The sequence below is a fragment of the Gordonia sp. DT219 genome (assembly GCF_049847065.1).
Classification (GTDB): Bacteria; Actinomycetota; Actinomycetes; order Mycobacteriales; family Mycobacteriaceae; genus Gordonia.
The window spans coordinates 1-11,833 of sequence record NZ_JBNCNR010000042.1 but is presented as its reverse complement, the minus strand read 5'-3'; the positions used below and the strand labels follow the sequence as shown (position 1 = coordinate 11,833).

Below are 11,833 nucleotides of genomic sequence, written 5' to 3'. Positions count from 1 at the left end.
GTGGACCAAGACCGCCGAAGAGATACTCGAATCCCTCGGCAGACTTCTAAAACGAATTAACGGCGCGGGACACTAGTGAACAGATGAGTTCCGCCCTTTCCGACGCCGAGCTGGCCGCGCGCATCGCGGCCGGGGCCGGAGAAATCCTGCTGGGGGTCCGTTCGGGCGACCTGCTGGGCGGTCGGCTGTTGGGCGACGCGGGCGATGCGCTCGCGCAGGCATGGATCGGGTCGGTGCTGCGCCGGCACCGGCCGCATGACGCCGTGCTCAGCGAGGAGGCGGCCGACGTCGGCGACCGTACTGCGGCGCAACGGGTCTGGATCATCGATCCGCTCGACGGAACCAGCGAGTTCGCCGCGGGCAGCGACCACTGGGCCGTGCACGTCGCACTCACCGAGAACGGCGCCGTCACCGATGCGGCCGTCGGACTGCCCGCGCTGGGCGAGGTCTTCCGCACCGACACCGTCACGCCGCCGCCTGCGCAGCCATCGGGTTGCATGGCGGCCTCGCGGTGGGGCACCAGCTACGAGGTCGCGGCGGTGGCACAGCGACTGGACCTGCGCCCGACGCCGATCGGTTCGGCGGGGGCCAAGGCGATGGCCGTGGTCCGCGGTGACGTCGACGCCTACGTGCATTCCGGCGGCCAATACGAGTGGGACAACGCCGCCCCGGTCGGGGTGGCCCTGGCCGCCGGGCTGCACTGCAGCCGCCTCGACGGCTCGCCCATCGTCTACAACCAGCCGCAGCCGTACATGCCCGACTTCGTCATCTGCCGGCCCGAACTCGCGGCGGGCATCCTCGAGGTCGTCGGCGAGGTGTGGTGGTGAGGACTCACCGGTGGTGGCGGGCTACCGCGCCTTGCGGAGCAGGTAGATGTCCATGATCCAGCCGATCCGTTCCCGCGCTTCGGTGCGGGCGGCGGCGATGTCGTCGGCGACCTCGCCGACGCGTCCGCTGATCAGGATCTCGTCGCGGGTGCCGAGGTAGGCGCCCCACCAGATGTGGTCGTCGGCGTCGGCGGTGTGGCGGAAGGCGAGGTCGGCGTCGAGCATGACGATCTGGTTGGTGTCGGCGCCGGGCGGGGTGTCGGCGAGTCGGCGGCCGGTGGTGATGTGGATGGGTTCGCCGACGCGGTTGGCCACGATCGCGTGCGCGGCGGTCAGCGCCGACGCGCTGGTGACGCCGGCGATGACCTCGAGCGCCACGTCCAGATCGCCGCGGGCGGTGAGGTCGTCGACGATGCGCAGGGTCGAGTCGTAGAGCGCCGGATCACCCCAGACGAGGAACGCCGCGATACCACCGTCGGGCACGTGCTCGGTGATGGTGCGGGCGATCAGCTCGGCACGCGCCGCGTGCCAGCGCCGCACCTCGGCGGCGTAGTCGTCGGGGTGCCGATCACGCGGCGGATCGGGCACCTCCACCATCGAATACCCTTGTGGTGCATGGCGTTCGAGAATGTCGCGACGCGCTTGCAGGAGCCCGTCCTTCGTCTCCCCCTTGGCCAAGGCAAGAAAGACGTCGACGTCGGCCATCGCCTCGATCGCCTGCAGGGTGAGCTGTCGCGGATCGCCCGGACCGATGCCGATGACGCGGATGGTGATCTGCATGGCTCAGAGCTTGATTCGGGGCAGGCCGTGTTTGCGCGCGGTGAAGTCGAGGATGATCTGGCGTGGCAACAACCGACGCAACGCGAAGACGATCTCGGCGCTGTTTCCCTTGGCGTAGAACGGCTTCGGATGTTCGGCGAGCGCCGCGTCGACGATCACCCGGGCCATCGTGGCGGCATCGATACCCGACTCCTCGTTGCGGCGGGTGGCCGCGGCGAGTGTCTCGAACTCCTCTGCGTACGGCGAGCCGTCGGCGATGTGGATGCTGCGGCGATCGCCGATACCGGTGGCGATGGTGCCCGGTTCGACGCTGATCACCCGGATTCCGTAAGGCGCCACCTCGCGCCGAGCCGCCAGCGCGAAGGCCTTCAGCGCCGACTTGGTCGCCGCGTAGTCGGAGCGGAACGCGACCGGGAAGCTCGACAGCATCGACCCGACCATGATCACCGTCCCGTGCCGGCGGGCGCGCATGCCGGGCAGGACCGCCTTGGTGAGCGCGATCGGCCCGAACACGTTGACCCGGAACAGGTCCTCGATGGCGCTCATGGGCGTGTCCTCAAGGGCACCCGCCTGCGATTCGCCCGCGTTGTTGATCAGGATGTCGACGTCGCCGACCTCCGCGGCGCACGCGGTGGCCGAGGCGTAGTCGGCGTTGTCGAGCCGCACGTAGGTGACACCGGGGATCGGGTCGGCGACCGTGGCGGGATTGCGGGTGGTGCCGAACACCCGATGCCCCTTGCCTGCCATCTGTCGCGCCACCTCGGCCCCGATTCCGCTGGTCGCACCGGTGACGAGAACTGTCTGAGCTTTCTGGGAGACCACGGCTGCCACCGTAGCGCAGTGCGCAGGGGCCGGTGCGGGCCGTCGGCGACGGAATCGGTACGACATCGCAAGCGGTTTCCGAGAGCAATGTCTTACGGATTCCGGTGGTGGACCGCAAGGATGTCACCGTGCCCCAGGCAGGATTCGAACCTGCGACCCTTCCTTTAGGAGAGGAATGCTCTATCCCCTGAGCTACTGAGGCGCGGCCGGCGCACCGACCCTGTCGACCCGGCGGGCCCGTGGCCGACACGGGGAGTCTAACGCGGGCGTTCACCGGGTGGGGCAATGCCCTCGAGCCCAACGTTGATATGTGTAACGTTACGCGTTACGCTCGGTCCGTGATCCAGTCCTTCGCCAACAAGGACACACAGCGAGTCTGGGCGCGCATGTTTGTTCGCCGCCTGGGTCCAGAGGTAACCCGGATGGCTCACCGCAAGTTGCAAGCACTCGACGCTGCGCAGGTCCTCTCAGACCTCGCGTCTCCGCCCGGCAACCGACTCGAGCCGTTGGCCGGCAACCGAGCCGGACAACACAGCATCCGGATCAACGATCAATACCGCGTGTGCTTCATCTGGACGCCGACCGGCCCCGCCGACGTCGAAATCACCGACTACCACTAACCGCAGACAGGAGAACCCGATGCCCGACTTCGACCCGATCCACCCCGGCGAGACACTCGCCGCCGACTACCTCCCGGACTACGGCCTCTCGCAGCGCAAGCTCGCCGAGCTCATCCACGTGCCGCCGCGCCGCATCAACGAGATCGTCCACGGCCGCCGCGCAATCACCCCCGACACGTCCATCAGGCTCGGGCGCCTCTTCGGACAGTCCGAAAGCTTTTGGCTGAACATGCAACTCCGCTATGACCTCGAAGTCACCCGATCCACGACCGACGTCTCCGACATCACCCCACTGGCAAGTTGAATCCTTGCCGGAGGGAGTATCGGGCTGCGCCATCCCAGGTTGGTCACTCACGACGAGCGCGAGGCGTACCCGCAGTAATGTCCTCGGGCGCCGGATCAACCTGGTCGCTGCGCGCCGCAGAGCCGTCGGCGACCGCGGCAGCCACCGCCCACCGCTGCTCGAAGCGCCCGATCCGCCACACCACCACGGCGACGACCCAGGTGACGATGAACAGGCCGACGATGGCGTATCCGACGATGTTGAGGTCGATGCCCGACACGTCGTCCCAGAACGGTCCGCTCCACCCGAACTGGTCGGTGAGCAGTCCGAGGATCTCGATGGTGCCGATGATGACGGCAACCGCGACCGACAGGCCGGTGATGGTGAGGTTGTAGTAGACCTTGCGGACGGGGTTGGCGAAGGCCCATCCGTAGGCGAAGTTCATGAAGGTGCCGTCGATGCTGTCGAACAGGCTCATCCCGGCGGCGAACAGGACCGGCAGGCACAGGATCGCGTACCAGGGCAGCCCGGCGGCGGCGCTGGTGCCCGCGAGGACGAGGAGTGCGACCTCGGTGGCGGTGTCGAAGCCGAGGCCGAAGAGCACGCCGAGCGGATACATCTGCCACGGCCGGGTGATCGCCTTCATGAACCGGCCGAGCAGCCGATTCATGAAACCCCGGTTGTTCAACTGCTTTTCGAGCTCGGCCTCGTCGTAGACGCCGTGACGCATCGACCGGAACACCTTGATGATGCCGACCAGGATCACGATGTTGATCGCGGCGATGAGGTAGAGGAATCCGCCCGACACCGTCGTGCCGATCAGTCCCGTGTAGTGATGCAGGGCCGACGAATCGTCATCGACCGAGCCGGCCAACGCGCGGATCCCGAAGGCGAGCAGAATGGCCAGGCCGAACACGACGGACGAATGCCCAAGGGAGAACCAGAATCCCACGGTCAGCGGCCGCTGCCCGTCGCCGAGCAGTTTGCGGGTGGTGTTGTCGATCGCGGAGATGTGGTCGGCGTCGAAGGCGTGCCGCATCCCGAGGGTGTAGGCGGTCACCCCGACGCCGAGCCCCAGGGTCTTCTGTCCGACGGAGAAGTCGTGTGGTGCGACGAACACGACCAGGGTGACCCACCCGATGACGTGCAGGGCGCCGATCACCGCGACCATGCCGCCGATGCTGCCCCACTCCGCCCGTGTCAGGGACCGACGCAGCTGCGCCGCACGATCCCGCAGCGACCGAGGTCCGATATGTCCCTCTCGGGCGTATTGCGTTGCCATCCAGCCGAACTCCTCATCCGATTACCTGTTCATCTCAACAGATGAAGCGGCTGGACGCACGTGTATCCACCGACGGGTCTCGGTGGTGCCTCAGTTCCGCGGTCGAGCAGTGGAAGCACGAACCACCAACTCGGCGGGCAACAGCACCGACGACTGAGCCATGTCCGGGTCGGCGTCCAACGCGTCGATCAGCATCCGGGCCGAGCGGCGGCCGATCTCAGAGGTGTTCTGCCGCACCGTCGTCAACGGCGGCGTGACGACTTCGGCCATGTCGATGTCGTCGTAGCCGGTCACCGAGACATCGTCGGGTATCCGGCGCCCGGCTTCCACGAGACGCCGGATCGCCCCGACGGCCATCAGGTCGTTGCAGGTGAGTACGGCGGTGAAGTCGGCATTCTGGGCGAGTAGGTCGGAGATCAGCCGATACCCCGAGGACATCTCGAAGTCACCGTGGAGAACCAACGCGTGCGGGAACACCTCCCGCATCCCCCGGACACGTTCGACTTGGGAGGCCAGGCCGGGGAAGCCGCTGATGATCACCACCCGGCTATGCCCCAGAGACGCGAGATACGTTGCGACACAATGCCCGCCATGGTGGTCGTCCGAGGTCACCGAGGGCACGGCGCCGAGGGACGGAATGGCCTCGTCGGCCAGGACGATATGCGAGCGCGACGCAGCCCGTGCGAGCTCGTCGGTGGGTACCCGCTCGCGCGACGCGGTGTAGATCAGGCCATCGATCAACCCGGTCCGCAGCATGTTGAAACAGCGCTTCTCGCGCCGTGGATCGGCATTGAACGTGCTTGCGGTGATGACACCGTAGTCGAGCTCGTCGGCAGCCTCTTCGACCGCCTTGGCGATGTGGCTGAAGTAGTAGTGCGAGATGTCCGGGACGGCGAGCCCGATCACCTGGGTGCGCCCGGTCTTCAGTTGTTGCCCACTGGCATTGGGCGCATAGCCGAACTCGTCGACGATCCGACGGATGCGCATGGCAGTGGATGGACTCACCGGCCGCTTGCCCGACAGCGCATGCGACACGGTCGTGACGCTCACTCCGGCCGCCGTGGCGATCTGCTGCATCGTCCAGGGGCGCTGCTTGGATTCCGACACAGCCGTGAGGCTAACATCCCCGACCGTTTGCGGTATGCAAACCGGTTTGTATGAGGGTAATGAGCCCCTACCAGGGGTTCACGGTCCGTTAACATCGCGAAATAGTGGCGAAACAGGGGCGACGTAGCGTTCCCGCAAACATCATGCAAAACGATTTGGATACGGAGAACCATGGCCAGCTTTCTTCTCCCGCGTCGCCTGTCCACACGCGTCGCCGTCGCACTGATCAGTGTGGTGACCGCAGTGTCATTGGCCGCCTGCTCATCGGGCGGCGACAGCGGTGATTCGGCGGCAAGCGGCAATCTCAAACTGCAGACGTCCTGGATCCCGCTCGTCCAGTTCGGCGGCAGCTACCTCGCCGAAAAGCACGGCTTCTACAAGGCCAACGGCGTCAACGTCGACATCCTGCCCGGCGGACCCGAGGTCGACTCGATGGCGGCTCTCGCCTCCGGCCAGGCCGACATCGCGATGGGCAATGCCGACACCGTCGCGCGAGCAAACGCGCAGGGCGCCGACCTGGTGATCATCGCGGCCGGTTTCCAGAAGAACCCGCTCGCTGTGCTCTCGACGCCGGACAAGCCGATTCGTACCCCTGCCGACATGGCGGGCAAGAAGATCGGCGTGCCCTCCAACGACGAGGCCTCACAAAGTGCAGTGCTCGCACACAATCACATCCCGGAATCCTCGGTCACCAGCGTGCCCGTGAGTTTCGACATCGCCCCGCTCGTCTCGGGTGAGGTCGACGGCCTCTGGTCCTTCTACGCCGAGCAGCCCGTCGCCTATCAGGAGAAGACCGGTAAGACTCCGGTCACGATGCTGGCCGCCGACTACGGATTCGATGTCTACGCGCAGGTCTACGCGGTCCGCCGGTCGACCCTGCAGGACGCCGCGTCGCGGAAGTCGATCGAAGGATTCCTCAAGGGCGAGATCCAAGGATGGCAAGCGTATGTCCAGAACCCGGCCGAAGCCGCGGAGGTGACGGTCAACGAATACGCCAAGAACGGCGGTCTGACCGTCGAGGAGCAGACCAAGCAAGCACAGCGCCAGTTGGACCTACTGGTCACGCCGGACACGAAAGCCCATGGACTGCTTTGGGTTTCCGACGACGGCATCAACCACAACGTGTCGACGCTGACCGAACTCGGGGTCAAGGGCGTCAGCAAGTCACTGTTCGACACCTCATTGCTGCACGACATCTACCAGGGACGCAACACGGTCTCGTAGTGGCCGAGTGGGGCCGGCCATTCCCGGCGCCGGCCCCACCGCCGCAGTCCCCCACATTCATCGGAGGAAATTCGTGAACGGATCAGGCTTCACACTCTCCAACGTCACCAAGGTGTACTCGTCGAGCAAACGCGACGTGCTCGCCCTCGACGACGTCTCACTCGCCGTGCCACGCGGATCGTTCACCGCATTGCTGGGGCCGTCGGGCTGCGGCAAGTCGACCATCCTGCGGATCCTCGCCGACCTGGAATCCCACTCGGCCGGCGAGGTGACCATTCACGGTGAGAGTCCACGAGCGATCCGCAAAGCGCACCGGTTCGGCCTCGCCCTACAGGATCCGTCCCTGCTGCCCTGGCGCACCGTACGCAACAACATCCGGCTACCCGGTGTCGTCATGCGGCAGAAGGTGTCTCGGCAGCGGGTCGACGAACTCATCGACATGGTGGGTCTCTCGGGATTCGCCGACGGACGGCCGGCTCAGCTCTCCGGCGGCATGCGACAGCGCGTGGCGATCGCACGGGCCATCGTCACCGAACCGGAGATCCTGTTGCTCGACGAGCCGTTCGGCGCGCTGGACGAGATCACCCGGCAGCGGATGAACGAGGAACTGCAGAAGTTGTGGTCGGCGACCAGCGCGACCGCCCTGCTGGTGACGCACTCCATTTCCGAGGCGGCCTTCCTTGCCGACCGGGTGGTCGTCATGTCTCCGCGGCCGGGCCGCATCGTCAGCGAGAAGGTCATCGACTTCCCGCGCCCGCGCACCCGGGAGTTGTTGTCCACCCCCGAATTCCACCAGGTGTGTGATGAGTTGTCCGCGCTGCTGCATTCGGGAATGGACGACGACGAGAACGATCTGGTCACCGACGGCGAGATGGCCGGCGCCGGCACCACGGGGGTGCGTGAATGAGTGTGTCCCTCGGTATGTCCACCAGAACACTGGGCTCCGACCGCTCGGCGGCGCGCGCCGCCGCGGTGTCGGGTGAGCGAGAACGTCTGCGGCGCGACGCTCGCCGGGGCAAGCTCCGGGGATGGCTGACGACGCTGCTCGTCAGCATCGCGATGCTGGTCATCTGGGAGGTCGCGGCCGATCTCTGGCTGTCGGACCGCGGGGTCATCGCCGCGCCGAGTGCCATCATCGAGAGTCTGATCTCCGATTCCGATCTGTACTGGCGCAACTTCACCGCGACGGCGTGGATTGCCGTGCGCGGCTGGTTCATCGGCAACGTCCTCGCCATTCTCGTCGCCATCGTCTTCGTCCAGTTCCCCGCATTCGAGTCGATCTTCCTGCGACTGGCACTGACCATCTTCTGTCTGCCGCTCGTCGCGGTGAATCCGATCCTGCAGCTGACCTTCACCCCGGACACCGCGAAGGTCACCCTGGCCGCGCTGGCCGTCTTCTTCACGACGCTGGTCGGCACGATGCTCGGCTTGCGATCGGCCGATGGGGGGCCGTTGACGATGGTCACCGCATGGGGTGGCGGTTCACTGAGCAAACTGGCTCTCATCCGAATCCCGTCGGGGATCCCTGCCATCATCACCGGCCTCCAGATCGGTGCGGCCGCAGCCGCTCTGGGCGCAATCTTCAGCGAGTTCATCGGCGCCAAAACGGGTTTGGGTGTTCTCCTCATCAACGGACTGATGTCCCTGGACCTCGCGCGTGTGTGGTCGGTCGCCGTGTTGGTGACCGCGCTGGCAGCCATCCCTTACGCGCTCCTCGGCGCTCTGCGCCGCTGGGTGGCACCGTGGTCGTCGACCATTTCCACCGCGCCGGCACAACCTCGTGCCCCACACTCGCTGCTGCGGCGGACGGTGACCGGAGTGGTGTTCACCGTCGCATCACTGGTCGTCATCGTCTTCGCCTGGTGGGCATATCTGAAGGTCTTCGACCTCTCACCGTTTGTCGGCAAGGGTCCACAGGACGTCTACGAGTTCCTGTCCGACTCCCCCGAGGCCGCCGACAACCGGTCGGAATTGATCGGCGCCCTGGGTACCACGCTGTTGCATGCCGGCGTCGGCTACATCGCAGGCCTCGTCATCGGGGTGCTCATGGCAGTCGCCTTCGTCACCTTTCCCGTCGTGGCACGAGTTCTCACTCCCCTTGCTGTCGCTCTACGGTCGGTGCCGATCATCGTGTTGATACCACTACTCATCCTGGCGCTGGGCCGGGATCTGCCCGGGGTCGTGGCCATCACCGCCATCGTCACGTTCTTCCCGACCCTGGCCAACACCCAGACCGCCCTTGGGCAGGTTCCCGCCGATGCTGCGGTACTCATGCGCAGCTACGACTCGTCGGTATGGACCTCACTGTGGAGACTCCAACTGCCCTATGCACTTCCATCGCTGTTCGCCTCCGCCCGAATCGCCGCTCCGACGGCCATCCTGGCGGCGACGCTCGCCGAATGGCTGGCCACCGGTGACGGACTCGGTCACACGATCGTGTCGGCCCGGGCGCATTCGGAGTACACCCAGCTGTGGGCCGCGGCCGCCGTACTCACCGTCGTCTCGCTGATCTTCTATGCAATCGTCACCTGGGCCGAACGCGCGGTACTCCGGCGCTACGCACCTGCGCAACTCGCCTGAGCGCCCCGCCGCAAGACCGAAATTTTGTCAATCACTCACTGTTGCAAAGGAAGCAATCTGTGCCTACTCCTCATATCGGCGCCGAAAAGGGCGATTTCGCGGCGGACGTACTCATGCCCGGTGATCCGCGCCGCGCCAAACGAATCGCCGAAGCATTCTTCGACGAGCCACGGTTGGTCACCGAGGTCCGCGGAATCCTCGGCTACACCGGAACGTTCGAGGGCCGACCGGTCTCGGTACTCGCCTCCGGGATGGGCATCCCCTCGCTCGCGATCTACGCCACCGAACTCGCCCGGCATTACGAGGTCAAGCGGATCATCCGGGTCGGGACGATCGGAGCGCTGGCCCGCCACATCGACGTCGGTGACGTGATCGCCGCATCGAGCGCCCACACGAACTCGGCGTTGGCCGCGAACTGGGTCCCGGGTGTCTCGATGAGCCACGCCCCGAGCTTCGGATTACTGCGTCGCGCAGTGGAATACGGTGAATCAACTGGCCGCACCGTCCACGTCGGCCCGCTGTACACCACCGATGAGTTCTACAAGACCGATCGCAGCATCGCACCCGCTCTGGCCGAGTACGGAACGCTCGGCGTGGACATGGAAGCCGCCGGACTCTATGCCGTGGCGCAGAAGGAAGGATTCGAATCACTGATGCTCGGCACCGTCAGCGACAAAAAGGAAGGCAGCGGCGACATGACCGCAGAAGAACGAGAGACGACGTTCACCGACATGGTGTCGCTGGCATTGGCGGCGTTCGCATGAGTATCACCGACATCAGCCGCACCGGATCTCCGCGCTGGGCCGACGCCGACGAGCCGTGGCTCACGTTCCCGAAGGTCACCCTCCACGATCATCTGGACGGGTCGCTGCAGCCCGAGACACTCGTCGAGCTCGCGGCGTCGTCCGGAGTCGCGCTGCCCTACGAAGATCCGGAAGACATGGCCTCGTGGCTCAGGGGCGAGATCACCGAACCACGGGTGAATCACTGGGACGAGAAGTTCGGCCTGACCACGTCGGTCATGCAAACCGAGGACAACATCGCTCGGGTGGCGCGCGAATGGGTGCTCGACGCCGCCGCCGACGGTGTGGTCTACGGCGAAACCCGCTGGGCGCCTGAGAAACACATCATCGGGGGACTTCCGCTCCGAGTCGCAGTGGAGGCTGTGGAAGCCGGGCTGCGGCAAGGCGAGGACGACGTCGCCGCAGCCGGCGGGCACATCCGGGCCCGCCAGTTGCTGTGCGGAATGCGGTCGTCGACGCTGAGTTTCGAGATCGCGCGACTGGCGGCGTCGGTCTACGGCGAGCTGGAGACCGTTGCCGGATACGACATCGCCGGCCCCGAGGACGGCTTTCCGATCCGCCACCACCTCGATGCGACGACGCTGCTCGACCGTGCGGGCGTTCCCTACACGATCCACACCGGGGAGCGCGATGGTGCGCACAGTGTCTGGGAGACAGTTCATCTCGCGCACGCCGTCCGTCTCGGCCACGGCGTTCGCGTCATCGAGGACGTCACCCTCAACGGCCGGCCACTCAACGTGCGCACCGCGGTCAAGGCAGTGGCACAAGCACGCGCCGAGGGCGAGGCCATCCTGGGGCTCGGCCGCACCGCCCAATGGGTGATCGATCGGCGGGTACCGCTCGAGGTGTGCGTGTCGTCGAACTCGAAGGGAGGGGTCCTCGACGGAATCGAGAACCACCCCGTCGACCTGCTCCGCGAACTGGGCTTCACGCTGACACTCAACCCGGACAACCGGCTGATGTCGAAGACATCGCTCACCCGCGAGTTCTCGCGCATCGAGCAGCACTTCGGCTGGGGACTACCGGAGTTCACCACGGCCGCGCTCGCCGGAGTCGAGGCGACCTTCCTCTCCGGACCCGAGAAGCGGGCGCTCGCAGCGGAATTCGAGACCGACATCGCCGCATTCGCCGCAGGCTCGCGGGTGGCGTCGTAAAAGTCGACAGGCCGGGCGCTCTCCGCCCGGCCTGTACCGAACCAACCACCATCCCGAAACTTTCTTCGATCGATGGTTGCCGACCGGACAGATCGGGCGTAGACTCGAACGCACCAGCGACGAACTGATGTTTGATCGCATTCACTTTGGTCGCATTCACTGGGGGGTGACAATGACAACGATCGATCTGCCGGCTCTTGCGCCGGATGAGCAGGTGGCGTTGTTGCATGCGCTCCTTGATCAGATGGGTTCGACGGATCTGTCGCCGTGCTCGGACGAGACACTGTTGGAGGTCGCGGCAGCCAATGAACGGGCGATCAACCGGTTGACGTTTCAGGGTGACCGGCAGAT

12 protein-coding genes, 1 tRNA gene and 1 pseudogene are annotated in these 11,833 nt (G+C 65.9%); 9 read left to right on the top strand and 5 right to left on the bottom strand.

Annotated elements, in window-relative coordinates; translation table 11 throughout:
* Positions 1–83: 83 nt before the first annotated feature.
* Positions 84–827, top strand: a complete 744-nt coding sequence (locus tag ACPXB3_RS22020; protein WP_425706561.1) for a 3'(2'),5'-bisphosphate nucleotidase CysQ — start codon at positions 84–86, stop codon at positions 825–827.
* A 21-nt stretch (positions 828–848) separates the two neighbouring features.
* Here ACPXB3_RS22020 and cobF read toward each other — a convergent pair whose 3' ends face one another.
* The 3 genes from cobF to ACPXB3_RS22005 all read right to left on the bottom strand — a co-directional run bounded on the left by cobF (position 849) and on the right by ACPXB3_RS22005 (position 2,631).
* Positions 849–1,607: a precorrin-6A synthase (deacetylating) gene (cobF, locus tag ACPXB3_RS22015; protein WP_425729740.1), complete on the bottom strand. Its 759-nt coding sequence runs from the start codon at positions 1,605–1,607 to the stop codon at positions 849–851.
* A gap of 3 nt (positions 1,608–1,610) precedes the next feature.
* Positions 1,611–2,429, bottom strand: coding sequence for an SDR family oxidoreductase (locus tag ACPXB3_RS22010; RefSeq protein WP_425706563.1), 819 nt, complete (start codon positions 2,427–2,429; stop codon positions 1,611–1,613).
* A 129-nt stretch (positions 2,430–2,558) separates the two neighbouring features.
* Positions 2,559–2,631 (bottom strand) — tRNA-Arg (locus tag ACPXB3_RS22005).
* 136 nt (positions 2,632–2,767) lie between these two features.
* Here ACPXB3_RS22005 and ACPXB3_RS22000 point away from each other — a divergent pair.
* Together ACPXB3_RS22000 and ACPXB3_RS21995 are read left to right on the top strand one after the other, a co-directional pair.
* Positions 2,768–3,049 (top strand): type II toxin-antitoxin system RelE/ParE family toxin, encoded by a 282-nt coding sequence (locus ACPXB3_RS22000; protein ID WP_425706564.1) that lies wholly within the window; start codon positions 2,768–2,770, stop codon positions 3,047–3,049.
* A 19-nt stretch (positions 3,050–3,068) separates the two neighbouring features.
* Positions 3,069–3,353: a HigA family addiction module antitoxin gene (locus ACPXB3_RS21995; protein WP_425706565.1), complete on the top strand. Its 285-nt coding sequence runs from the start codon at positions 3,069–3,071 to the stop codon at positions 3,351–3,353.
* A gap of 43 nt (positions 3,354–3,396) precedes the next feature.
* On the opposite strand, the gene ACPXB3_RS21990 is transcribed toward ACPXB3_RS21995, so the two are convergent.
* Positions 3,397–4,614 (bottom strand): HoxN/HupN/NixA family nickel/cobalt transporter, encoded by a 1,218-nt coding sequence (locus ACPXB3_RS21990; protein WP_425706566.1) that lies wholly within the window; start codon positions 4,612–4,614, stop codon positions 3,397–3,399.
* A gap of 90 nt (positions 4,615–4,704) precedes the next feature.
* Positions 4,705–5,721 (bottom strand): LacI family DNA-binding transcriptional regulator, encoded by a 1,017-nt coding sequence (locus ACPXB3_RS21985; RefSeq protein WP_425706567.1) that lies wholly within the window; start codon positions 5,719–5,721, stop codon positions 4,705–4,707.
* A 171-nt stretch (positions 5,722–5,892) separates the two neighbouring features.
* Here ACPXB3_RS21985 and ACPXB3_RS21980 point away from each other — a divergent pair, with 171 nt between their 5' ends.
* From ACPXB3_RS21980 to ACPXB3_RS21955, 6 genes and pseudogenes are all read left to right on the top strand, one after another.
* Entirely contained in the window at positions 5,893–6,945 is a 1,053-nt protein-coding gene (locus ACPXB3_RS21980; RefSeq protein WP_425706568.1) for an ABC transporter substrate-binding protein, read from the top strand.
* A 73-nt stretch (positions 6,946–7,018) separates the two neighbouring features.
* On the top strand, positions 7,019–7,852 hold the full coding sequence (locus ACPXB3_RS21975; RefSeq protein ID WP_425729738.1) for an ABC transporter ATP-binding protein: 834 nt from the start codon (positions 7,019–7,021) through the stop codon (positions 7,850–7,852).
* Positions 7,849–9,525: an ABC transporter permease gene (locus tag ACPXB3_RS21970; RefSeq protein ID WP_425729736.1), complete on the top strand. Its 1,677-nt coding sequence runs from the start codon at positions 7,849–7,851 to the stop codon at positions 9,523–9,525. The genes ACPXB3_RS21975 and ACPXB3_RS21970 overlap by 4 nt, the downstream gene beginning before the upstream one ends.
* Before the next feature lie 59 nt (positions 9,526–9,584).
* Positions 9,585–10,289, top strand: a complete 705-nt coding sequence (gene deoD, locus ACPXB3_RS21965; protein ID WP_425729734.1) for a purine-nucleoside phosphorylase — start codon at positions 9,585–9,587, stop codon at positions 10,287–10,289.
* Complete coding sequence (locus ACPXB3_RS21960) at positions 10,286–11,482, top strand: adenosine deaminase family protein (RefSeq protein ID WP_425729732.1); 1,197 nt, start codon at positions 10,286–10,288, stop codon at positions 11,480–11,482. Before deoD ends, ACPXB3_RS21960 begins: the two co-directional genes overlap by 4 nt.
* 76 nt (positions 11,483–11,558) lie before the next feature.
* Positions 11,559–11,833, top strand: a pseudogene (locus ACPXB3_RS21955) (hypothetical protein); the annotation flags it as partial.